18 protein-coding genes are annotated in these 23,326 nt (G+C 72.7%); 9 read left to right on the forward strand and 9 right to left on the reverse strand.

Annotated elements, in window-relative coordinates; all coding sequences use genetic code 11:
* Positions 1-294: 294 nt before the first annotated feature.
* Positions 295-1,809 carry a CehA/McbA family metallohydrolase gene (locus tag ACIRDU_RS21390; RefSeq protein ID WP_403581684.1) on the forward strand — a complete coding sequence of 505 codons (1,515 nt, stop codon included), beginning with the start codon at positions 295-297 and terminating at the stop codon, positions 1,807-1,809.
* On the opposite strand, the gene ACIRDU_RS21395 is transcribed toward ACIRDU_RS21390, so the two are convergent.
* Positions 1,806-2,627, reverse strand: coding sequence for an endonuclease/exonuclease/phosphatase family protein (locus ACIRDU_RS21395; protein WP_403581686.1), 822 nt, complete (start codon positions 2,625-2,627; stop codon positions 1,806-1,808). The two genes, ACIRDU_RS21390 and ACIRDU_RS21395, sit on opposite strands and share 4 nt — an antisense overlap.
* A 99-nt stretch (positions 2,628-2,726) precedes the next feature.
* Here ACIRDU_RS21395 and ACIRDU_RS21400 point away from each other — a divergent pair, with 99 nt between their 5' ends.
* Positions 2,727-3,119 carry a nitroreductase/quinone reductase family protein gene (locus ACIRDU_RS21400; RefSeq protein WP_403581687.1) on the forward strand — a complete coding sequence of 131 codons (393 nt, stop codon included), beginning with the start codon at positions 2,727-2,729 and terminating at the stop codon, positions 3,117-3,119.
* A 6-nt stretch (positions 3,120-3,125) separates the two neighbouring features.
* Here the strand turns inward: ACIRDU_RS21400 and ACIRDU_RS21405 are convergent, their stop codons facing one another.
* The 6 genes from ACIRDU_RS21405 to ACIRDU_RS21430 form a co-directional block, all read right to left on the reverse strand.
* On the reverse strand, positions 3,126-4,577 hold the full coding sequence (locus tag ACIRDU_RS21405) for an aldehyde dehydrogenase family protein (RefSeq protein ID WP_403581688.1): 1,452 nt from the start codon (positions 4,575-4,577) through the stop codon (positions 3,126-3,128).
* The gene (locus ACIRDU_RS21410; protein WP_403581690.1) at positions 4,574-6,304 is read right to left on the reverse strand and encodes an amidohydrolase family protein; all 1,731 of its coding nucleotides are present in this window, start codon (positions 6,302-6,304) and stop codon (positions 4,574-4,576) included. Before ACIRDU_RS21410 ends, ACIRDU_RS21405 begins: the two co-directional genes overlap by 4 nt.
* 92 nt (positions 6,305-6,396) lie before the next feature.
* On the reverse strand, positions 6,397-7,515 hold the full coding sequence (locus tag ACIRDU_RS21415; RefSeq protein WP_403581691.1) for an LLM class flavin-dependent oxidoreductase: 1,119 nt from the start codon (positions 7,513-7,515) through the stop codon (positions 6,397-6,399).
* A gap of 97 nt (positions 7,516-7,612) precedes the next feature.
* Positions 7,613-8,383, reverse strand: a complete 771-nt coding sequence (locus tag ACIRDU_RS21420; protein WP_403581693.1) for an SDR family NAD(P)-dependent oxidoreductase — start codon at positions 8,381-8,383, stop codon at positions 7,613-7,615.
* Positions 8,384-8,392: 9 nt separating this feature from the next.
* Complete coding sequence (locus ACIRDU_RS21425) at positions 8,393-9,295, reverse strand: TIGR03619 family F420-dependent LLM class oxidoreductase (RefSeq protein ID WP_403581694.1); 903 nt, start codon at positions 9,293-9,295, stop codon at positions 8,393-8,395.
* Between the two features lie 14 nt (positions 9,296-9,309).
* On the reverse strand, positions 9,310-10,557 hold the full coding sequence (locus tag ACIRDU_RS21430; RefSeq protein WP_403581696.1) for an amidohydrolase family protein: 1,248 nt from the start codon (positions 10,555-10,557) through the stop codon (positions 9,310-9,312).
* A 227-nt stretch (positions 10,558-10,784) separates the two neighbouring features.
* Between ACIRDU_RS21430 and ACIRDU_RS21435 the strand changes: the two genes are divergently transcribed.
* From ACIRDU_RS21435 to ACIRDU_RS21445, 3 genes are all read left to right on the forward strand, one after another.
* Positions 10,785-13,829, forward strand: coding sequence for an AfsR/SARP family transcriptional regulator (locus tag ACIRDU_RS21435; protein WP_403581697.1), 3,045 nt, complete (start codon positions 10,785-10,787; stop codon positions 13,827-13,829).
* A 213-nt stretch (positions 13,830-14,042) separates the two neighbouring features.
* The gene (locus ACIRDU_RS21440) at positions 14,043-14,228 is read left to right on the forward strand and encodes a hypothetical protein (protein WP_403581698.1); all 186 of its coding nucleotides are present in this window, start codon (positions 14,043-14,045) and stop codon (positions 14,226-14,228) included.
* Positions 14,229-14,635: 407 nt separating this feature from the next.
* The gene (locus ACIRDU_RS21445) at positions 14,636-15,562 is read left to right on the forward strand and encodes an SMP-30/gluconolactonase/LRE family protein (protein ID WP_403581700.1); all 927 of its coding nucleotides are present in this window, start codon (positions 14,636-14,638) and stop codon (positions 15,560-15,562) included.
* Here the strand turns inward: ACIRDU_RS21445 and ACIRDU_RS21450 are convergent.
* Positions 15,552-17,159 (reverse strand): FadD3 family acyl-CoA ligase, encoded by a 1,608-nt coding sequence (locus ACIRDU_RS21450; RefSeq protein WP_403581702.1) that lies wholly within the window; start codon positions 17,157-17,159, stop codon positions 15,552-15,554. The genes ACIRDU_RS21445 and ACIRDU_RS21450 overlap by 11 nt on opposite strands.
* A 96-nt stretch (positions 17,160-17,255) precedes the next feature.
* Between ACIRDU_RS21450 and ACIRDU_RS21455 the strand changes: the two genes are divergently transcribed.
* The 4 genes from ACIRDU_RS21455 to ACIRDU_RS21470 are packed head-to-tail and all read left to right on the forward strand — an operon-like array spanning position 17,256 to position 20,609.
* Positions 17,256-18,416 carry a lipid-transfer protein gene (locus ACIRDU_RS21455; RefSeq protein ID WP_403581703.1) on the forward strand — a complete coding sequence of 387 codons (1,161 nt, stop codon included), beginning with the start codon at positions 17,256-17,258 and terminating at the stop codon, positions 18,414-18,416.
* 10 nt (positions 18,417-18,426) lie between these two features.
* Positions 18,427-18,840 (forward strand): Zn-ribbon domain-containing OB-fold protein, encoded by a 414-nt coding sequence (locus ACIRDU_RS21460; RefSeq protein WP_403581705.1) that lies wholly within the window; start codon positions 18,427-18,429, stop codon positions 18,838-18,840.
* Entirely contained in the window at positions 18,837-19,613 is a 777-nt protein-coding gene (locus ACIRDU_RS21465) for an enoyl-CoA hydratase/isomerase family protein (protein ID WP_403581706.1), read from the forward strand. The genes ACIRDU_RS21460 and ACIRDU_RS21465 overlap by 4 nt, the downstream gene beginning before the upstream one ends.
* Before the next feature lie 48 nt (positions 19,614-19,661).
* Entirely contained in the window at positions 19,662-20,609 is a 948-nt protein-coding gene (locus ACIRDU_RS21470; RefSeq protein WP_403581761.1) for an alpha/beta fold hydrolase, read from the forward strand.
* 192 nt (positions 20,610-20,801) lie between these two features.
* Here ACIRDU_RS21470 and ACIRDU_RS21475 read toward each other — a convergent pair whose 3' ends face one another.
* Complete coding sequence (locus ACIRDU_RS21475; protein ID WP_403581708.1) at positions 20,802-23,180, reverse strand: PQQ-binding-like beta-propeller repeat protein; 2,379 nt, start codon at positions 23,178-23,180, stop codon at positions 20,802-20,804.
* Positions 23,181-23,326 lie beyond the last annotated feature (146 nt).

A 23,326-nucleotide genomic window follows, 5' to 3' on the forward strand; every position in this document is an offset into this window, starting at 1 on the left:
CCGTCGCGAGCGCGAGGTGCGGGGTGAGGGTGCGGACGCCCGGGACGAGACGGGCCGGCAAGACCGCCTGGTCGCCGTGGCACGCACCCGGGAACGCGACGTGCCGGCCCTGCCCGCGCAGGAGAGACCACCGCCGACATCGCCGCCCCCCTCCGACCCCGCGGCCTGTTTCCCTGCTGCCCGCCGTCCAATTCCCTTCCCTTGCACGGCGGTTCACGGCTGACTACAAGGGTGCACACGCACCACCCCGCACCACCCACGCCACGTCACCGACGACACCTGGGGAGCAGCAGTATGTGCGAGGACAGCCACGGCGGGCTCGGCCGGCGCGCTCTGTTCGTGACGGGAGCGGCGGCCGCGCTTACCTTGGGAAGCGTGAGCTTCGCTTCAGCGGCCGACGGGGGCCGGGAGAGCAGAACCGTGCGCGGCACGCTGCCGCCCGGCTCCCCGGACTTCGTGTACGTGCCCGTCGAGGTCCCGGCCGGGGTCCGGGAGCTCAAGGTCGCCTACACCTACGACCGGCCGGCCGTCCCGGCCGGCACCACGGGCAACGCCCTCGACATCGGCGTCTTCGACGACCGCGGCACCGAGCTGGGCGGCCGGGGCTTTCGCGGCTGGTCGGGCGGGGCACGCACGGAGTTCTTCATCCGGGCGGACGACGCGACGCCCGGCTACCTTCCCGGCCCGGTGCGCGAGGGCACCTGGCACATCGCGCTCGGCCCGTACACCGTCGCCCCGCAGGGCCTGTCGTACGAGATCACCATCACGCTGACGTACGGGGAGCCGGGCGAGGCCGCCGAGCCGGTGTATCCGCCGGAGCGTGCGAAGGGCCGGGGGCGGGCCTGGTACCGGGGGGACTGCCATCTGCACTCCTGGCACTCCGACGGCCGCCGCACCCCCGCCGAGATCGGGGAACTGGCCCGGGCCGCCGGCCTGGACTTCATCAACTCCTCCGAGCACAACACGCACGCGGCGCACGCCCACTGGGCCGACGTGGCCGGGGACGACCTGCTGGTCATGCTGGGCGAGGAGGTCACCACCCGCAACGGGCACGTCGTCGCGCTGGGCACCGACCCGGGCACTTTCGTCGACTGGCGCTACCGGGCCCGGGACAACCGCTTCGGCCGGTTCGCCCGGCAGATCCGCCGCGCCGGCGGCCTGGTCGTCCCGGCCCATCCGCACGCCACCTGCATCGGCTGCAACTGGAAGTTCGGCTTCGACGAGGCGGACGCGGTGGAGGTGTGGAACGGCCCGTACACGCCCGACGACGAGGTGGCGCTGGCCGACTGGGACAGCATGCTGGTGGCGTCCGTACGGGACGGGCGCGGCTGGATCCCCGCGATGGGAAGCAGCGACGCCCACCGCTCCCCGGACGCGGTGGGCAGCCCCCAGACGGTCGTCCTGGCCGACGACCTGACCCGGGAGGCCGTCCAGGAGGGCATCCGGGCGGGACGGTCCTACATCGCCGAGTCCGCGAGGGTCACGCTGTCGCTGCGGGTGTCCGGCGGACGCGGCGAGCACGCGGGCATCGGCGAGCGGCTCACCGTGGGCCGCGACACCCCGGTGACCGTCCGCCTGGAGGTCACCGGCGCCCCGCGCTGCACGGTCCGCTTCGCCACCGACCAGGGCGTCGTCCACACCAGCGCCCCGCTTCCGGTGTCCGGCTCGGGCGTCGTCGAGTGGCGGACCACACCGTCCTACGCGGCGTACGTACGGGCCGAACTGCGGCACGAGGCGGCGGCGGGGCCGCTCCCCGGAGCCCTGGCGGCGTTCACCAACCCGGTCTTCCTGGGGCGCCGCACCCCCTAGGGAGTGTCCTCCAGGTCGGCCACGACCGCTGCGTGGTCGGAGGGCCACACCCCGTCGACCGGGCCGTCGCAGGCCCGCCGTACGTCCCGTACGTGGCCGAGTCCGCCGGGGCCGGGCGGGCCCACGTGGATGTAGTCGATGCGCACGCTGGGCTCGTGGGTCGCCGCCACGTACGGGTTGGCCGCGTCCCAAGTGGCGGAGGGGGCGGCCGGGTCGGCGTACTCCCAGGCGTCGAGGAGGACCTGGCCGGGCACGGCCGGGGCGGTCTTGTAGCCGCCGAGGAGGCGGACCTCGTCCGAGTCGGGCCAGGCGTTGAGATCTCCCGTGACGACGGGCGGGAAGGGGGTGTCGCCGCGGTGCCGGGCGACGAAACCGGCGAGCGCGGCGGCCTGGCCGCAGCGGACCGCCGAAGCGTCCGGGGCGGAGATGAAGTGGGCCGTGAAGAAGGGGACTTCGCAGCCGGGGCCGGCCAGGCGGGCGTAGAGGGCCAGACGGCCGTCGTCCGAGTCGGCCGGGGCGGGCAGTGGCAGCACGTCCTGGTCGACGACCGGCCATCTGCTGAGCACGGCGTTGCCTATGCCGACGGTGGGGTCCCCGATCCGCCGCTGCCAGCGCTCGGGGGCGGGCGAGGCGCCCCAGGCGCAGTGCAGGCCCAGCTCACCGGCGAGCCACTCGGCGAGGTTCTCGCCGTCGGCCGCCCACACCTCCTGCAGTCCGACGACGTCGGGCCGCAGCTCCCGCAGGGCCGTGAGGATCGCCTTCTGCCGTGTCTGCCACGGCCCGAAGCGCCACCAAAGGTTCCAGGTCACGATCCGCATCCGCAGCCACCCGCTCTCCTCGTTGCCGCGTGGGGGATCATTGAAGCAGGATCCCTTGCAGAAACCGTGAGCGCTTCGTGCGAAGGAGACCCGCAGCCGATGTCCCGCCGCACCGATCTGAGGTTCCGCGCGACCACCGCCGTCCAGCGCCGCCTCAACCCGCTCCTGCGCCGCCTGCCCCTCCAGACGGTCCTGGAGACGACCGGCCGCGTCTCGGGGCTGCCCCGTCAGACGCCGGTGGGCGGGCGCCGCGTCGGCGACTCCTTCTGGCTGGTGTCGGAGTTCGGCGAACGGTCGCAGTACGTGCGCAACATCAAGGCCGATCCGCGGGTGCGGGTGCGCGTCCGCGGGCGGTGGCACGAGGGCACCGCGCATCTGATGCCGCAGGACGACCCGGTGGCGCGGCTGCGGGCGCTGCCCCGGGTCAACGGCCTGGGGGTGCGGGCCCTCGGGACGAACCTGCTGACCGTACGGGTGGATCTGGACACCTGAGAGGTGTCAGCCCGGCCAGACGATCGCCTGCACCTCGCTGTAGGCGTGCAGGGCGTACGAGCCGACGTCCCTGCCGACGCCGCTCTGCTTGAACCCGCCGAACGGGGCCTCCATGTTCCGCCCGACGGTGTTGACGCCCACCCCTCCGGCCCGTAGCCGCCGCGCCACCCGGAAGGCACGGGCCACGTCTCCCGACCAGACGTAGTCGATGAGCCCGTAGTCGGTGTCGTTGGCGAGCGCGATGCCCTCCTCCTCGTCATCGAAGGGGACGACGGCCACCACCGGCCCGAAGATCTCCTCGCGGACCACGCGCATGTCGTTGGTGCAGCCGGCCAGGAGGGCCGGAGCGACGTAGAAGCCGCGGGGCAGGTCCGGGCGTTCACCGCCCGTCACCAGCACCGCGCCCTCCTTCCGGCCCAGTTCGATGTACGACTCCACCCGGTCACGGTGCCCCGCCGAGATCACCGGCCCGACCACGGTGTCCGGCTCACGCGGGTCGCCGACCTTCAACCAGCGGGCGTAGGAGCCGAGTTGCTCGACCAGCCGGTCGTGGATCCCGCGCTGGGCCAGGACCCGCGTCGGTGCGGTGCAGATCTGCCCGCTGTAGAAGGAGAAGGCGGTGCCGATCCCGGCCACGGCCGAGCCGAGGTCGGCGTCGTCGAAGACGACCGCCGCGCCCTTCCCGCCCAGCTCCATCAGCTGCCGTTTCATGCCCCGCCCGCACACCTCGGCGATGCGCTGCCCGACCGCCGTGGAGCCGGTGAAGCTGACCATGTCGACGTCCGGTGACGCCACGGCCGCCGCACCGGTCTCGCCGCCCGAGCCGCCGACCACGTTCACCACCCCCGGTGGCACACCGGCGGCCTCCAGCGCCTGAGCCATCCGGTAGACCGACAGCGGATCCTGAGGGGCGGGTTTCACCACGACCGTGTTGCCCATGGCCAGGGCGGGCGCGACCTTGCCGGCCGGGTTGGCCCAGGGGTTGTTGTACGAGGTGATGCAGGTGACGACCCCTACGGGCTGCCGGACGGCCAGGGCGCCCATCACACCCGCCCTGCCCATCGGTCCGGCCTCGTTGATCTGCGGCGGGATCGCCCACTCGGCGGGCTCCATGCGCGCGTAGCGCCGGAAGCGGGCGGCGGCGACGCCGACCTGCATGCCGCGTGCGGTGCCGGTGGTCGCGCCGGTCTCGGCCTGGGCCAGTGACGCGTACTCCGTCAGCCGGCCGGCGATGATCCCCGCCGCCCGCCCGAGCACCGCGGCCCGCTCCTCCGGTGAGGTGCGCGACCACGGCCCGAAGGCCTCGCGGGCCGCGGCACAGGCCGCGAGCACCTGATCCCGCGAGGCCTCCGGCGCCCACCCGACGGTCTGCTCGGTCGCCGGGTCGATCACCTCGTAGTGCCCGCCGTCCGGCTCCACCCAGGAACCGCCGACGAACAGCGACTGCCGTGCCGTCACCTCGTGCTCACCGTCTCCGTGTCCCGCCCCGAGCGGAGCACCCGGCCCGGCACGGCCCCGGTCACCACGTCGTCCCGGATCGCCTCGACCCCGTTGACCCACACGGCCCGCACGCCGAGCGCCCGGGAGTCCAGCCGCGGGCTGTCACCCGGCAGGTCGTGCACCAGGGTGGCCGGGCCCGCGTCGATCCGCTCCGGGTCGAGCAGGACCAGGTCCGCGTGCCAGCCCTCCCGTACCCGCCCACGTTCCCGCAGCCCGAAGAGCCGCGCCGGGTCGTCGGTCAGCATCTTCACGGCCTGCTCCAGACCGACCAGCCTCCGGCCCCGCAGGCAGTCCCCGAGGAACCGGGTGGTGTACGGCGCCCCGCACATCCGGTCCAGATGCGCGCCCGCGTCGGACCCGCCGAGCAGCACGTCCTCGTGCTGCCAGGTCTGAGCCCGCAGCGCCCAGGACGCCGGATCGTTGTCGGTCGGCATCGGCCACAGCACCGTGCGCAGCTCGTCGTTGGCGCAGATCTCCACCAGGCACGCGAAGGGCTCCTGCCCGCGCTCCTCTGCGATGTCCTTCACCACGCGCCCGGTCAGCCCGGCGTTCGCCTCGCTGTAGGTGTCGCCGATGACGTACCGCCCGAAGTTCGACAGCCGCCGGAAGACACCCGCGTCCTTGGACCGGGCCCGCCGCAGCAGCTCGGCCCGTACGTCGGCATCCCGCAGCCTCTCGATCCGCTCGGGCACGGGCAGCCCCAGCACCGGCCCCCACCCGGGGATGAGGTTCAGTGCGCAGAAGGTCCCCAGTGACATGTTCATCGGCGTGAGGATCGGCATGGTCAGCGCCACGACCCTGCCGCCCGCCTTCCGCGCCTGCTCGCTCGCCAGGAGCTGGCGGGGCACGCGCTCGGGAACGGCCGCGTCGATGGTCAGCACGTTCCAGTTCAGCGGCCGCCCCGCCACCGCGCTCATCTCCACGAACAGATCGATCTCCGCGTCGCTGAACTGATCCAGACAGCCCGCGACGATCGCCTCGATCTGGGTGCCCTCGCACTCCCCGACGGCCCGCGACAGCGCCAGCAGCTCGGCCGGCTGGGCATGCCGCGAGGCGACCGGCTGCCCGTCCCCGTCGGAGTGGCTGGTCGACTGGGTGGTGGACAGCCCCCAGGCCCCGGCGTCCATGGCCTGCCGCAGCAACCGCACCATCGCGGCGAGCTGCTCCTGACTCGGCTGCCCGCCCACGGCCTGCGGCCCCATCACATACCGCCGCAGCGCACAGTGCCCCACCATGAAACCGGCGTTGACGGCGATCCGCCCCTCCAGGGCGTCCAGGTACTCCCCGAAGGAGTGCCAGCTCCAGGGCGCCCCCTCCTCCAACGCCACCAGCGCCATGCCCTCGACCCTGGACATCATCCGCCGGGTGTAGTCGGCGTCCTCGGGCCGATCGGGATGCAGTGGCGCGAGCGTGAACCCGCAGTTGCCGCCGGCGACGGTGGTGACACCGTGGTTGAGGGAAGGCGTGGCGTACGGATCCCAGAAGAGCTGGGCGTCGTAGTGCGTGTGGGGATCGACGAAGCCGGGGGTGAGGACGAGGCCGTGCGCGTCCTCGGTGGTGCGCGCTTCCTGGGTGACCTCGCCGATGACGGCGATACGCCCGTCCTTGATGCCCACGTCGGCGGTGATGGCGGGCGCACCGGTCCCGTCCACGACGGTTGCGCCCTTGATGACGTGATCGAGCATGAGCACTCAACTCCTCTGAGTCCGTTGCCTTTCTTGGGGGCGCGGGGAACTGCGCGACCAGCCCCCACGAACCCGCACTCGCCAACGAACGCTCAAACACCCCTGCGGAACCGCGAAGTCCGATGCACGGGATCCGTATCGATCTTGGGAATCACGTACTCCCCGACCAGCCGGATCGTCTGCAGCGTCTCCTCCTTCGGCACCCCCACCGGCAACCCGAAACTCAGCTGATCCGCCCCGGCCCGCTCCCACCGCTCGCACTGCCGCAGCACCTCGTCGGGGTCGCCGCAGATCAGCAACTCCTCCTCGATCAGCACCTCCACGAACTCCTCGGTGTACTCCGGCAACGTCTCCGGCCACACGGGGAACCCCTCGGGACGAGGGAACGTGTCGTGGTAGCGGAACACCAGCGACGGCAGGTAGTGCAACCCCCCGTTCGCCGCGATCCGCACCGCTTCCTGGTGCGTCGGCGCACAGATCGCCGTGGTCGTCACCATCACGTTGTCGTTCACGAAGGCGCCGACGGGCTCCGCGTCCACGATCGCCGTCTTGTACTGCTCCAGCACCCACTCCATGTCGGAGACCTTCTGCACGCTGAAGCCGAGCACGCCGAGCCCCTTCTTCGCCGCCATCGCGTACGACGGCGGCGACCCGGCGGCGTACCACATCGCCGGGTGCGACCCGCCGTACGGCTTCGGCAGGATCTTCCGCGGCGGCAGTGACCAGTGCTTGCCCTGGAAGCCCTGGTACTCGTCCTGGAGCCACATCTTGGGGAACTCGGCGATGGTCTCTTCCCAGAGCTCCTTGGTGTGGTTCATGTCGGTCACGCCCGGCATGAACCCGAGGATCTCGTGCGATCCGGCGCCCCGCCCGCTGCCGAACTCGAACCTGTTGCCGCTGAGGTGGTCGAGCATCGCGACCTTCTCGGCGACCTTCACGGGGTGGTTGACCGGGGCGAGCGGGTTGAAGATCCCCGAGCCCAGGTGGATCCGCTCGGTCGCGTGCGCCAGGTACCCGAGGAAGACGTCGTTGGCGGACAGGTGCGAGTACTCGTCCAGGAAGTGGTGCTCGGAGGCCCAGGCGTACTTGAAGCCGGACTTGTCCGCCTGGATGACGTACTCGGTCTCCTCCATCAGCGCCTTGTGCTCGGCGAGCGGGTCGGTCTCGGCCCGTTTGCCGACGTATCCCTGAACGAAGATGCCGAATTCCAAGGAGGTTCACCGCCCCACGGTCAGTTCTGACGCTACGTCAGATTTATGGGTCCGACTGTTCCACCGCCCCTCATGAGCGTCAATAGCTGATAGTGCGTCAGATGACGCTGACGCCGGCCAGCCACCCGCCGTCGATCACGAACGGCTGTCCCGTGATGTACGAGGAGTCCTCCGAGGTCAGGAAGAGCGCGAGCCTGGCCACCTCCTCCGGCTGCCCTGCCCTGCCCAGCGGCACGAGCTTGCGGTACAACCGGTCCAGGCCCTTCGCCGTCTCCTCCGGGTCGGCGTCCGGGTCGAGCCGCGCCGGGTTGGACATCGCCGTGTCGATGGCCCCCGGGCAGACGGCGTTGACGCGGATCCCCCGCCCGGCCAGCTCCAGGGCGGCCACCCGGGTCAGACCGACCACGGCGTGTTTGGTCGCCGCGTAGGAGCCCACCGCGGCCATCCCGGTCAGGCCGGTGCAGGAGGCCGTGTTGACGATCGTGCCCCCGTCGGCCATCTCCGGGGCGACCGCCCTGATGCCGAGGAAGCAGCCCACCTGGTTGACCTGGACGACCTGCATGAACTCGTCGAGGGGTGTGTCGAGGAGGGAGTTGAAGCGCAGGACGCCGGCGTTGTTGACGAGCCCGTCGACGTGGCCGTAGGCGTCCTTGGTGGCGGCGACGGCGGCCTGCCAGTCGTCCTCCCGCCCCACGTCCAGATGGACGTACCGCGCGCCGATCTCCTTCGCGAGGGCCTCGCCCTGGTCGTCGAGGACGTCCGCGACGACCACCCGGGCCCCCTCGGCCGCGAACAGCCGGGCCTCCTGCTCGCCCTGGCCGCGTGCGGCGCCGGTGACGATGACGACCCGTCCGTCGAGCTTGCCCATGGGATCTCCTCACAGCTCGGGGGCGACCTCGGCGCCGAACGCCGCGATCTGGTCGATGAGTTCGCCGCGGCTCCGGCTGCGGAACCGCACCTGGATCTGGTGCACGCCCATCGCGCGATACGCCCGCAGCGACTCGGCGAGCTCCTGCGCACCACCGGTGAGGGTCCGGCGCCCCACGTCCCAGCGGGGCGTGCCGACGTACAGCGGCTCGGCGATGGCACCGACGGTGAACGGTCCCCGCACACCGGCTCGTTCGCGCAGCTCCCCGATCCGCGCGATCTGCCCGGGCAGCCGGTCCCTCGGATCCCCCTGCGGCAGCCACCCGTCGCCCTTGAGGGCGGCCCGTCGTACGGCGGCCGGCGAGGAGCCGCCGACCCACAGGGGGACCGGGTCCTGCACCGGCCGGGGCCGCTGCCCGAGCCCCTCGAAGTCGTACAGCTTGCCGTGGTGCTCGGGGAACTCCTCCGGCCCGAGAGCGGCGCGCAGGGCGTCCACGCACTCGTCGAGCACGGCCCCGCGCCGGCGGAAGTCCACGCCCAGGGCCTCGAACTCCTCCTGCACGTGCCCGGCGCCGACCCCGAGGATCAGCCGGCCTGCACTGAGGTGGTCGAGGGTGGCGTACTGCTTGGCGGTGAGCAGCGGGTGCCGCAGCCCGACGATCGCCACATGGCTGAGCAGCCGGATCCGTTCGGTGGCGGCGGCGAGGAAGGCGAGGGTGGCGACGGGGTCGTACCAGACGGTGCTCATGGCGGCGGCGAGCCGGCGGGGGATGCCGACGTGATCGCAACCGGCGAGGTAGTCGAACCCGGCCCGGTCGGCGGCGCGGGCGATCTCCAGCAGGTCGGCGGGTCCGGCGGCGGCTTCCCACCCCTCCGCGTAGAGGGTGCTCTGCGACTGGACGGGAAGCTGCATCCCGTACCGCAGGCTCACCGCGGGCCACCGCCGCCGCCCGGCCACAGGCCCTCGGCGGTGAGCCCGAGCAGCCCGATGGCGTTCCCCCGCACGATCCGCTCGACCACGTCGGGCTCCAGATGCCCCATCTGAGCCTCGCCCACCTCGCGGGACTTGGGCCAGGTGGAGTCGGAGTGGGGGTAGTCGGTCTCGTAGAGGACGTTGCCGACGCCGATGGAGTCGAGGTTGCGCAGGCCGAAGGCGTCGTCGAAGAAGCAGCCGTAGACGTGCTCGGCGAACAGCTCGGACGGCGGCCGGTGCACCTTGTCGGCGACGCCGCCCCAGCCGCGGTTCTCCTCCCACACCACGTCGGCCCGCTCCAGGATGTAGGGGATCCAGCCGATCTGGCCCTCCGCGTACATGACCTTGAGGTTCGGGAACTGCTCGAACTTGCCGCTCATCAGCCAGTCGACCATGGAGAAACAGCAGTTGGCGTACGTGATGGTGGAGCCGACGGCGGGCGGGGCGTCCGCGGAGGTGGACGGCATGCGGCTGCTGGAGCCGATGTGCATGGCGACGACCGTGCCGGTCTCGTCGCACGCGGCGAGGAACGGGTCCCAGTCGTCGGTGTGGATGGACGGCAGCCCGAGGAAGGGCGGTATCTCGGAGAAGGCGACCGCACGGACACCGCGGGCGGCGTTGCGCCGCACCTCCGCCGCCGCCAGCTCGGCGTCCCACAGCGGGATGAGGGGCAGGGGTATGAGCCGCCCGTGCGCGTCCGGGCCGCACCACTCCTCCACCATCCAGTCGTTGTAGGCGCGCACGCAGAGCAGGCCCAGCTCGTGATCCTTCGCCTCGGTGAAGGTCTGGCCGCAGAAGCGCGGGAACGTGGGGAAGCACAGGGCGGACTGGACGTGGTTGACGTCCATGTCGGCGAGCCGTGCGGTGACGTCGTAGGAGCCGGGCCGCATCTGCTCGTAGGTGATGACCTCGAGCCGGATCTCGTCCCTGTCGTACCCGACCGCGGTGTCGAGCCGGGTCAGGGGCCGGCGCAGATCCTCGTAGACCCACCAGTCCCCGACGGGACCCTCGTCCCCGGGCTGCCCCATGACCGGCTTGAAGCGGCCCCCGAGGAAGGTCATTTCCTTCACGGGAGCCCGGACGATCCGCGGCCCGGCGCCCCGGTACTTCTCCGGAAGCCGGTCCTGCCAGACGTTCGCGGGCTCCACGGTGTGGTCGTCCACGGAGATGATCAGCGGAAAGGTGCTGTCGTGGGTGTCCATGGCGCTCACGGTAGCGCCGATCTGACGGTGCGTCAGCTATGCGTACGCAGACCGGTTCCGGCCGTGCCGGCGTGATCCACGCGATCCGCTCCGAGCGCATGCGGAGAGAGTGTGCAGACCTGGTGGACTCCCGTGCGCCGCCCTGTGATCGGTGTCTCCCACGGCTGACGTATCCGCCGTCAACAAGGCAAACTGGCGTGGTTGCTCAGGATGTCTAGGGGGACTGCATGGACGGTGTAGCGGACGGTGTGCCGCGCGTACCGGAGCAGCGGCGTCCCGACCACGCGTCGAAGTCGCCGGAGCCGGCGAGGCCGGAAGGGCTCGCCGAGCCGGGGGATTCCGTGACGCTGCGCTTCAGCGTGCTCGGCCCCGTGCGTGCCTGGCGCGGTGACGAGCCGGTCACCACCGGGTCCCCCCAGCAACGCGCCCTGCTGGCCGCCCTGCTGCTGCGCGAGGGCCGCACGGCCACGGCGGCCGAGCTGATCGACGCCCTGTGGGGCGAGGAGCCGCCCTCGCAGGCGCTGGCGGCGGTACGGACGTACGCCTCCCGCCTGCGCAAGGTGCTGAACCCGGGCGGCGAGGGACACCGGTCCGGCGGCACCGGCACGGCCGCGCCCGCCGTCCTGGTCAGCGAGTCCGGCGGCTACGCCGTTCGCGGCCTGGCCGAGGGCGCCTTGGACCTCACCCTCGCCCAGGACCTGGCGACCGAGGCGGAGAAGGCCCGCTCGGCCGGCGACCTCTGCCACGCCCGCGACACCCTGCGCCGCGCCCTCGCCCTGTGGGACGGGGAGACCCTGGCCGGCGTGCCCGGCCCCTACGCGGAGGCCCAGCGCGTCCGTCTGGAGGAGTGGCGGCTCCAGCTCCTCGAATCCCGCCTGGACATGGACCTGGAGCAGGGCTGCCACGCCGAGGCCGTCTCCGAGCTCACGGCCCTCACCGCGGCCCATCCGCTGCGGGAGCGGCTCCGCGAGCTGCTGATGCTGGCGCTCTACCGCAGCGGCCGCCAGGCCGAGGCACTGGCCGTCTACGCCGACACCCGCCGTCTGCTCGCCGACGAACTCGGCGTGGACCCGCGCCCCGGCCTGAGCGAGCTGCAACAGCGGATCCTCCAGGCGGACCCCTCACTGGCGGAGCCCTCCTCCCCGGCCCCCGAGCCGGCCGCTGTCCCGGTCCGCCCGGCACAACTGCCCGCGACGGTGCCGGACTTCACCGGCCGCTCCGCCTTCGTACGGGAACTGGGCGACATCCTCGCCTCCGCCGAGGGCCGGGTCATGGCGGTCTCGGCCCTGGCCGGCATCGGCGGCGTCGGCAAGACGACCCTCGCGGTGCACGTGGCCCACCGGGCACGCACGGCGTTCCCGGACGGGCAGCTCTACGTCGATCTGCAGGGCGCGGGTGCCCGGGCGGCGGAGCCGGAGACGGTCCTGGGCTCCTTCCTGCGCGCCCTCGGCACGGCCGACTCGGCGATCCCCGACACCCTGGAGGAACGCGCGGCCCTGTACCGCTCCGTCCTGGCCGGGCGCCGGGTGCTGGTCCTGCTGGACAACGCCCGGGACGCCGCCCAGGTACGTCCCCTGCTGCCCGGCGCGGACGGTTGTGCCGCGCTGGTCACCTCCCGGGCGCGGATGGTGGACCTGGCGGGCGCCCACCTGATCGACCTCGACGTGATGTCCCCGGACGAGGCGCTGGCGCTGTTCACGAAGATCGTGGGCGAGGAGCGGGTGGCCTCCGAGCGGAAGGCCGCCCTGGACGTGGTGGCGGCCTGCGGTTTCCTGCCGCTGGCGATCCGCATCGCGGCGTCCCGCCTGGCGGCCCGCCGTACCTGGACGGTGTCGGTCCTCGCGGCGAAGCTCGCCGACGAACGCCGCCGCCTGGACGAGCTCCAGGCCGGCGACCTGGCCGTCGCGGCCACCTTCGAGCTCGGCTACGGCCAGCTGGAACGCGCGCAGGCCCGCGCGTTCCGCCTGCTCGGCCTGGCGGACGGCCCCGACATCTCCCTCGCCGCCGCGGCGGCGGTCCTGGACCTGCCGGCCGAGGACACGGAGGACCTGCTGGAGTCCCTCGTGGACACCTCCCTCCTCGAATCGGCGGCCCCCGGCCGCTACCGCTTCCACGATCTGGTGCGGCTCTACGCGCGTGCGTGTGCGGAAAGGGACGAACTGCCCCCGAGCGAGCGGGGGTCGGCGCTGTCCCGGCTGCTGGACTTCTATCTGGCGTCCGCGGCCGGGGTCTACGCGATCGAACGCCCGGGCGACCGGTTGGTGGATCATCTGGCCGCGACCAGGTACGAGGGCCTGGCCTTCGACACCAGGGAATCGGCCCTGGACTGGCTCTTCGCCGAAGCGGAGTGCCTGTTGGCCTGTGTCATGCAGTCGCTGCCCGGCCCCACCCTTCGGCGGGCCGCCAGTCTCCTCCTCGTGGCGAAGGACCTCTCGGAGTCCGGCGCCAGCTCCCTCTTCTACGAGCGGGCCGCTGCCGCGTTGTGCCGGGCGGCGCAGGAACTGGGCGACGCGCACGCCGAGGCCCAGGCGCGCACTGCCCTGGCGCAAGTGCACGTGCGGGCCGGGCGCTTCGACGAAGCGGCTGTCGAGGCGAGCAAGGCGATGTCCCTGGAGACCGCCGAGGACCCGTGGTCCAGGTGCAACGCGCCGCTCGAACGCGGCGTCATCGCGTTCTACAAGAACCAGCTCGAGGACGCCGAGACCTACCTGAGCATCGCGTTGGCCAACTTCCGCGAGGACATGAACGCCCCGGGGGAGGCCAGCGCGCTGTGCAACCTCTCCCGTGTGCACCTGGCCCTGGGCAAGACGAGCACGGCCATTTCGCTGGCCGAGCAGGGCATCGAGCTCTACGACAGCCTCGGAGCGGCCCTGCGTCTGGCCAACGGCCGGTACGCCCTCGGTCTCGCCCTCACCGTCGCCGGCCGGTACGACGAGGCACTGGCGCAGCTCACGGCGGCGATGACCGTCTTCCGCGAGAATCGCCAGCCGCTCTGGGAAGGCGTGACGCACTTCCGTATCGCGGAGGTTCACCTCGCGGCCCATCGCCCTCCGCTCGCCGCCGCCCACGCCGAGCAGGCCATCGCCCTGCGAGGCATCGGCGGGGAGTGGCGTCGCGGGACCGTCCTCACGGTACTGGGCAAGGCCCTGCTGGAGCTGGGTCAGCCCGACCGCGCCCGTGCCTGCTGGAACGAGGCCCTGACCATCTACGAGAAGCTGGGCTCCGCCGAGGCCGCCGAGGTGCGGGAACTCCTCAGTCCCGTGGCGTCCTGAGCGCGGTCGAGGCCGCGGGGTCGGCGTTCATCGTTCGTTTATCGCTGCCCGGCACTCTGTTGCCACCAACCCGTCGCGTCGGGGGGCAGACGGTTTGGTCAACGGCCGTACCCATACGGTGTACCGGCCTTTGGACGCTCGTCCGGCAACCCACGGGGGAGTTGCCGGACGAGCGTCCTCGAATCGACCCATGTCACAGAGAGAGATCCAGCCATGAGCGACAAGGTCAAGCCCGAGGACACGCACATCTCCGGCGGGGAAGACGGGGACATCAAGCCCCTGGACACGCACATCTCCAGCGAGAAGGCGGGCTCGGGCGACATCAAGCCGCTCGACACGCACATCTCCGGCGGCACCGCCACCCCGCTGGACACCCACATCTCGGACGAGAAGGCCTGACGGACCTGGTCCTACGGGGGACCGCACGGGGGGACATCGGCCGCGGCGGCGCGGAGGGGGAGCCGTCGCGGCCGACGTGTGTCCGCGAGCAGGTGTGCCGTCGCGTCGGCCACGTACGTGTGGCCGCGCAGACCCGTGTCCCGGAGCAGAGCGACGGCGGCGGCGACGACCTCCCGTGTCACGGGTTCCACCACGACACACGACACGGCCCCCGGCCCAGCCGCACGCTTCACCGGCCGTGGTACGCCTCGACCAGCGTCATCGAGCCGGTCACGACACGGTGGCCGGAGCGGTGCACGTCCTCGAGCCGGGCGGGCCTGTCGGCCCGGCGGAGTGCACCGCTGGTTTCGGCGCGCGATAGTAGGTCCTCGCAGACCACCAGTCGGCTCCATCACGAAGGCGGCCCCATGCCCGGCGAGCAGCCCCACCTGTACGAGACCCTCGACGAGCGGTTCCGGACGGGGAGGTGTCAGGCGGGGGACTCGCGGCTGGAGACGCTGTACGAGGGGTGCCGGTGGGCCGAGGGGCCCGTGTACGTGCCCGCCGGGCGGTATCTCGTGTGGAGCGACATCCCCAACGACCGGCTGCTGCGGTGGGACGAGACCACCGGGGCCGTGGGGGTCTTCCGCTCCCCCGCCGGGTACCCGAACGGCAGCACCCTGGACGGGCAGGGCCGTCTCATCACCTGTGAGCAGGGCAATCGGCGGGTGACCCGGACCGAGCACGACGGCTCGGTCACCGTGATCGCCGAGCGGTTCCGTGGCAAGCGGCTCAACAGCCCGAACGACGCCGTCGTGAGGTCGGACGGGTCGGTGTGGTTCTCCGACCCCGAGTTCGGGATCGCCACCGACTACGAGGGGCACCGCGCCGAGAGCGAGATCGGGGCCCGGAACGTCTACCGCGTCGACCCCGCGAGCGGCGAGGTGCGGCTGGTCGCCGACGGGTTCCAGGGGCCCAACGGGCTCGTCTTCTCGCCGGACGAACGGCGGTTGTACGTCTCCGACAGCGTCGCCAACCACATCCGCGTCTTCGACGTCCACGAGGACGGGACGACCCTCTCCGGTGGCGATGTCTTCGCCGCGTGCGACAACGGCAACTTCGACAACATCCGGTTCGACGACGAGGGGCGGCTCTGGGCCGCCGCCATGGCCGGGGGCGTGCACTGCTACGACCCCGACGGCACGCTCCTCGGCCGCATCCTGGTGCCCGGTACCGTCGCCAACGTCCGGTTCGGCGGTGCCCGGCGCAACCGCCTGTTCATCGCCGCCGACACCACCCTGTACTCCCTGATGATGTCGGTCACCGGTACCCCGGCCCTGCCGCTCAGCCGGTGACCGCGCCCCGCAGCGCGCCCTTCACGACCTTCCCGCTCGCGTTGCGCGGCAGCCGCTCGACGAACTCCACCGTTCTCGGGACCTTGTAGTTCGCCATCTCCCTGCGGGACCAGGCGATCAGGTCGTCGGCGGTCAGCAGGGCACCGGGGCGCCGTACGACGTACGCCCGGCCGACCTCCCCGAGCCGGGCGTCGGGTACGCCGATCACCGCCACGTCCGCCACGTCCGGGTGGAGGCCGAGCAGCTGCTCTATCTCGGCGGGGTAGGCGTTGAAGCCGCCGACGATGAACATGTCCTTGAGGCGGTCGGTGATGCGCAGGTTGCCCGCCGCGTCCAGGACGCCGACGTCGCCGGTGCGCAGCCAGCCGTCCGGTGCCAGCACCTCGGCGGTGGCCTGCTCGTCCTGGTGGTAGCCGGTCATGACGTTGAAGCCCTGGACCTGGACCTCGCCCGACACACCGGGTTCCAGAGGCCGGCCCTCGGGGTCGGCGACCCGTACCCGCGTGCCGGGGATGGCCCGGCCGGACGTGGACGCGATCACCGTCGGGTCGTCGCCGCGCCGGCACATGGTGACGACACCGCCCGCCTCGGAGAGGCCGTACGCCGTGAGGACGGTGCCGATGCCGAGTTCGGTGCGCAGCCGCTCCACCAGCCGCAGCGGCACCACCGCCGCTCCGGTCACCACCAGGCGGAGGGCCGAGAGGTCGTGGGCGTCCCGGGCGGGGTGGTCGAGGAGGGACTGGAGGAGGGTCGGGGGGCCGGGGAGTACGGAGACCCGTTCCGCGGCGATGTTGGCCAGGACGGTGTTCACGTCGAACACGGGCTGGGGGATCATCGTCGCGCCCCGCATCAGGCAGGCGATCACCCCGGCCTTGTAGCCGAAGGTGTGGAAGAAGGGGTTGACGATCAGGTAGCGGTCGCCCCGGGTGAGGCCCGCCAGGTCGCCCCAGATGTCGTACGCCCGCAGCGTCTGCTCGTGGGTGATGACCGCGCCCTTGGGGCGGCCCGTGGTGCCGGAGGTGAAGATGATGTCCGAGGGCCAGGACCCCCGCACGGCCGCGGCCCTTTCCCGCACGTCCGCCGCCCCCGTCCCCTCCCCGCTCGCCAGGAAGTCCTTCCAGGTCAGGAAACCCGCCGGGGCGTCCTCCGAGAGGACGACCGCGTGCCGAAGGCCCGGCAGGCCGGGCAGCGGGCCGTCTCCCGGGCCGTCCCCCGCCGCCCTGCGCAGGGACGCCACGTACGACGTGCCGAGGAACGTGCCGGTGACGAACAGCAGCCGGGCTCCGCTGCGGCGCAGCACGTCCGCCGCCTCGGCGCCCTTGAAACGGGTGTTGAGCGGCACGAGCACCGCGCCCGCCGAGACCGCGCCCAGGGCGGAGACGATCCAGTCGAGCGAGTTCGGGGCCCAGATGCCGACCCGGTCGCCCGGCTCGATTCCGTTCGCCAGGCAGGCCGCCGCCGCGCGTTCCACACGGGCGCCCAGTTCCGCGTAGGTGACGCGGGTCCTGCCCTCGACGACCGCCTCGACGTCCGCGTACCGCTCGGCCGCCGTCCTGACCAGGCCCGGAACGCTTCCCCATGCCGTATCCGCTCGCACAGCACGCCTCCCCACGCCATAGGAGCTGACTGTCCGTCAGATTATCTGTAATCTGACGACCTGTCAGCGACCGTTCGGCCCGGAGGTGCGCGCAGCATGGCAGCAGGATCGGGAGGCCTCAAGGACGCCACCGCTCTGGTCGGCATAGGCCAGACGCCGTTCGCCAGACGACTCCCGGAGGACGAGCGCACCCTCGCCTGCCGCGCGGTCCTGGCCGCTCTGGACGACGCCGGGATCGCGCCCGGTGAGGTCGACGCCCTCGCCTCCTACACCATGGAGGAGACGGACGAGGTCGAGCTGGCGAAGGCCTGCGGCTTCGGCGACCTCACGTTCTTCAGCAAGGTCGGCTTCGGGGGCGGGGGTTCGTGCGCCACCGTCGCCCATCTCGCCGCCGCCATCGCCGCCGGGCAGGCGAGCGTCGGGGTCGCCTGGCGGTCCCGCAAGCGGGGCAGCGGGCCGCGGCCCTGGACCAACACCACCGTCCAGCTGCCGACCCCGGCCCAGTGGACCCGTCCGTACGGGCTGCTGAGGCCCGCCGACGAGATCGCGATGCTCACCCGCCGCTACCTGCACGAGTACGGCGCCACCCGGGACCACCTGTTCAACGTCGCCCTCGCCTGCCGCAACCGGGCCAACCAGAACCCCGCCGCGATCATGTACGACCGGCCCCTCACCCGCGAGATGTACATGACCTCCCGCTGGATCAGCGAGCCGCTCTGCCTCTTCGACAACTGCCTGGAGACCGACGGGGCGCTGGCGTGTGTCGTGGTCTCCGCCGAGCGCGCCCGCGACTGCCGGCGCAGGCCCGTCTACGTCCATTCCGCCGCCCAGTCGCTCCCCGCCCAGCACCACGGCATGGTCAACTACTGGAACGACGACCCCCTCACCGGCCCCGCCTGGAGCGCCGCCCGGCACCTGTGGAAACACTCCGACCTGGCCCCCGAGGACGTCGACGTCGCCCAGATCTACGACGCCTTCACGCCCCTGGTCCTGCTCTCCCTGGAGGGCTACGGCTTCTGCGGGCGCGGCGAGGGCGGGGCGTTCACCGAGGGCGGGGCGCTGGAGATCGGCGGGCTGCTGCCCGTGAACACCGGCGGGGGCGGGCTGTCCGAGGCCTACGTGCACGGCTTCAACCTCATCAACGAAGGGGTCAGGCAGCTGCGCGGGACCAGTACCGCGCAGGTGCCGGGCGCCTCCACCTGTCTGGTCACGGCGGGTGAAGGGGTTCCGACCTCCGCCCTGCTGCTGAGGAGTTGAGGAGCCACCCATGCTGCGTCCCGTCCCCGACGCCGACGGCGCCCCCTTCTGGGAGTACGCCGCCCAGGGCGAACTCCGCGTCCAGGCCTGCGCCGACTGCGGAGAACTCCGCTTCCCGCCCCGGCCCTGCTGCCCGCACTGCCAGTCCTTCGACGCCGAGTGGCGGCCGGTGTCCGGTCGCGGCCGGGTCTGGTCGTACGTCGTCGCCCATCCGCCGCTGCTGCCCGACTACGCCGCGCAGGCGCCGTACAACGTGGTCGTCGTCGAGTTGGACGAGGCGCCCCTGATCCGGCTGGTGGGCAACCTGGTCCCCGGCGCGGGGCAGCCGATCGGCTCCCTGCCGCCGGAGAACCTTCGCATCGGCGCCCGGGTGCGGGCCGTCTTCCACGACGGCCTTCCCCAGTGGGTTCCGGAGCGGTCATGAGCAGTGTCCTCGTGCGGGCCGACCCGGACAGCGGGGTGGCCGTCGTGACGCTGAACCGGCCCGAGCGGCTCAACGCCGTCGACCTCGCCATGGCCGGCGAACTCGCCTCCACCTGGGGCGAGCTGCGGTTCGACGACTCCGTGCGGGCGATCGTCCTCACCGGGGCCGGTGAGCGCGCCTTCTGCACCGGCATCGACCGGGACGCCGTGGTGCCGCAGCCGAACTCCCCGTACGCGCAGGACGATCCGCTGCTCGGCATCGGCCCGAAGGCGAACGACCTGTGGAAACCGGTCGTCGCCGCCGTGCACGGGATGGCCTGCGGAGGGGCCTTCTATCTGCTCGGCGAGGCGGAGTTCGTCGTCGCGGACCCCACCGCCACCTTCTTCGACCCGCACACCACCTACGGCATGGTCAGCGCCTACGAGTCCGTCCTGATGGCGCAGCGCATGCCGTACGGGGAGGTCGCGCGGATGGCGTTGATGGGCGCGGCGGAGCGGATCTCGGCCCGGCGGGCGTACGAGGTCGGGCTGGTGTCGGAACTCGCGGCGCGGGGCCGGGCGTTGGAGGCGGCGACCGCGTGCGCCGCCGTCCTCGCCGGGTATCCGACCGAGGCCGTGCAGGGGACCGTGCGGGCACTGTGGGCCGCGAGTGAGGCGGGGCGCTCGCAGGGGGTCGCGCAGGCGCCGCACCTCATCGCACTCGGGAACGCGGCGGGTGAGCGGCAGGCCCGGCTGTTCGCGGGGCGGTCACGGGCGTACCGGTTGCGCGAGTGAAGTCGTTTACTCATACATGCGTATGCTCGGGGTGTGGTTGAGCATCGGATGATCGACGTCAATGGCATACAACTGCACATCGCGGAGCAGGGCGAGGGTCCGCTCGTGGTGCTGCTGCACGGCTTCCCGGAGTCCTGGCACTCCTGGCGGCACCAGTTCGGTCCGCTGGCCGAGGCCGGTTTCCGGGTGGTAGCGCCCGACCAGCGCGGGTACGGCGGCAGTGACCGCCCCGAGGACGTGGCCGCGTACAGCATCCTCCACCTGGTCGGGGACGTGGTCGGGCTGATCCACGCGCTGGGCGAGGAACGGGCGTTCGTCGTCGGGCACGACTGGGGCGCGCCGGTGGCCTGGCACACCGCGCTGCTGCGGCCGGACGTGGTGCGCGGGGTGGCCGGGCTGAGTGTGCCGCCGCCGTTCCGTGGGAGCCGGCCTCCGCTTCAGACCATGCAGGAGCGGTTCCAGGGCCGCTTCTACTGGAACTACTTCAACCGGCCCGGGGTCGCGGAGGCCGAGTTCGCCGACACCCGGACGACCCTGCGCAAGCTGCTGTACTCCGCCTCCGGTGACGCGCCGGACGCCGGGCGTCCCGAGCAGGCCCTGGTCGACCCGGAGCGCGGGTGGCTCACGGACGCGCCGGACCCCGAGGTGCTGCCCGGGTGGCTCACCGAGGAGGACCTCGACGTGCTCACCGAGAGCTTCGAACCGGGCTTCACGGGCGCGCTCAACTGGTACCGCAACCTGGACCGCAACTGGGAGCTGACCGCCCCCTGGCAGGGCGCGGTCGTCTCCCCGCCCGCGCTGTACGTGTACGGCGACCGGGACCTCGTGCCCGCCTTCCCGGGCACGCCCGAACTGATCGAGCAGCTGCCCGACTTGATGCCGAACCTGCGCCGCAAGCCGCTCGTCCTGCCGGGCTGCGGCCACTGGACGCAGCAGGAGCGGCCCGCCGAGGTGAACGAGGCGCTGATCGACTTCCTGACGGAGCTGCGGGACTGACGTCCCGGCCGTCGGGGTCGCGCGGCTGATCGGCGACCGCGCTTGTCCGTCACGGCCATGCCACTGCTGGCGACCGGCGCGTGCCCGGCGTAGCGTCGGGAGTGGGAGCGGTGGACGGACCGCTTCCCGACAGACGACGGCCGCCGTCCGGAGCCCCTTCCGTACGCCGGTGCGACGGCCGTCCCGGGCCGGTCAGGCGGTGCGTGCCGTGCCCGTGCCCTTCTCCGCGTCCAGGGCGTACACACAGCGGTCCTTGCTGCACGCGTACACCACCCCGTCCCGGACGACCGGGGAGCCGGTGATCTCGCCGCCGGTCGCGAGCTTCCAGCGCAGCCGGCCGTCGTCGGCCTTCAGGGTGTAGAGCAGGTGGTCGGTGGAGCCGAAGTGGATGCGGCCCTCGGCCACCGAGGGGGCGCCCACGATGTCGCCGCCCGCCTGGAAGCGCCACTTGGGTGTGCCGGTGACCGCGTCGAGGGTGTAGAGGCCCTTGCCGCTGCCCACGTGGACATGGCCGGCGGCGACCAGGACGGGATCGACGCAGGAGCGGGCCTCGGTGGCGATGCGCCAGCGGTCGCGGCCGTCGGTGGCGTCGAGGGCGTAGACCGTGCCGAGGTAGTCGGCGAGGTAGATGCCGCCGCCGGTGACGGCCGGGCCGGGGACGAAGGTGGGCGGGGAGAGGAACACGGCCGGGGCCTCGAAGTGCCACCTCACGTGCCCGGCGGCCGCGTCGAGGGCGAGGACGCGGGTGCCGGCGCAGACGTAGACGTAGCCGTCGCCGGCCTGGGTGAGCCGGACCGGGACGCCGCCGCAGGAGGCCGCGTCGCCGATCGGGTACGACCAGCGCTCGTCGCCGGTGCGGGCGTCCAGGGCGCGCAGCCGGGCGTCCTGCCACACGTAGACCGTGCCGTCGTGCAGGGCGGGCCCGGCCTCGGGGGACTCGAAGTCGGTCTGGCAGCCGGTGATCTCCCACAGCTTCTGGCCGCCCGAGGCCTCCCAGCCCTGGACGCCGCCGCCGCGGGTGCCCGTGACGACGGTGCCGCGGCCGGCCTGGAGCGAGTAGACCCAGGCGTCCGTCTGGAGGCGCCACAGGTCGCCGCCCTCGCGGGCGTCCAGGGCGAACAGGGTGGGCCCGTCGGAGGCGTGGATGCGGCCGTCCGCGACCGCCATGGACCAGGCGACGTCCCGGGTCTTGAAGCGGCGGCGGCCGGTGGCGACGTCCAGGGCGTGTACCTCGAAGGAGGTGACGTAGACCAGGTCGTCGGCGACGGAGGGCGTGCCCCAGACGTCGTTGGACATGCGGAAGCGCCAGGGCCGCCAGCCGCCGGCCTGCTCCGGCGGTGCGGCCGGGGCCGGGGGCGCGGCGACGGCGGGGCCCACGGCGGGGTCGGTGCCGTTGACGCCGGGGCGTGGCTTGGACCAGGAGGCGGCGAGGGCGGCCTCCGGAGGGGGCGCCGTGACGGCGGCGGCACGCACGTCGGCGACGCGCGGGCCGGGGCCGATCGGCACCTTGGCGCCGGCCAGCCGGACCGGGCCGGTGTCGGGGCCGCCGGCCGGGGCCGGGACGGGCGCCGGGACGACGGGGTCGTGCGGGGGCGGCGGCGGGATGGGCGCGGGGCCGGGAGCGGGGCGTCCGCCGCCGCTGCGTCCGGCGCCGGGGGCGGGCTTGCCGGCCGGGCGGCCGTTGCGGCGGGTCTCGATCAGGCTCACCGCCCGCTCGGGCAGCCATGCGGAGGCCGTGCCGCTGTCGTCGGAGCCGGAGCCGAAGAGGTGGGGGGCCAGCTGGGCCTGGAGGTCGGCCGGGTTGGGACGGGCCGTCGGGTCCATCTGCATACAGGACTCGATGAGCGGCCGCAGTTCGTCCGGGAGCCCTTCGAGGTCCGGGCCCTCGCGCAGCAGCATGAAGACCGTCTCGACCGGGTTGGCGCCGTGGAAGGGCGGGTGCCCGGTGGCGGCGAAGACCAGCATCGAGCCCAGGGAGAAGACGTCGCTGGCACCGGTGACGCTGCGGGAGTCCTTGGCCTGCTCGGGGGACATGTAGGCGGGGGTGCCGACGGCGACGTTCGTCATTGTCAGACGCGTGTTCGAAACGCCGGACGCGATCCCGAAGTCGATCACCCGGGGCCCGTCCTCGACGACGAGGACGTTCGACGGTTTGAGGTCCCGGTGGACGAGGCCCGCGCCGTGGATGGACTGGAGCGCCTCGGCCACGCCCGCCGCCAGCCAGCGCACCGCCTGGGCCGGCATCGGGCCGCAGTCGTTCACTATCTCCTCGAGGGAGGGCGCGGGGACGTACGCGGTGGCCAGCCACGGCACGGCGGCGCGCGGGTCGGCGTCCACGACCGCGGCCGTGTAGAAGCCGGAGACGGCGCGGGCCGCCTCCACCTCGCGCGTGAAGCGGACCCGGAACAGCTGGTCCTCGGCGAGCTCCGTGCGGACGGTCTTGATCGCCACGCGCCGGCCGGACGCCGAACGCGCGAGATAGACCAGCCCCATGCCGCCGGCACCCAGCCGTCCCAGCACCTCGAACGGCCCGATCCGCCGCGGATCGTGCTGCGTCAGCTGATCCACCACTCTGCCTGCCACCTCCCCGTACGAGCCGCGCCAAGCCACATGTTCCACGCGACCCCGTGCAGCGTCTCACCACCGCACCGCCATGGCGGCACGCACCCTGATTCTTCCTGGCCGGAGCCGTGGTGGCGAACCCGGTGACATTTGGG

This window comes from Streptomyces sp. NPDC093598 (genome assembly GCF_044764825.1).
Taxonomy (GTDB): Bacteria; Actinomycetota; Actinomycetes; order Streptomycetales; family Streptomycetaceae; genus Streptomyces.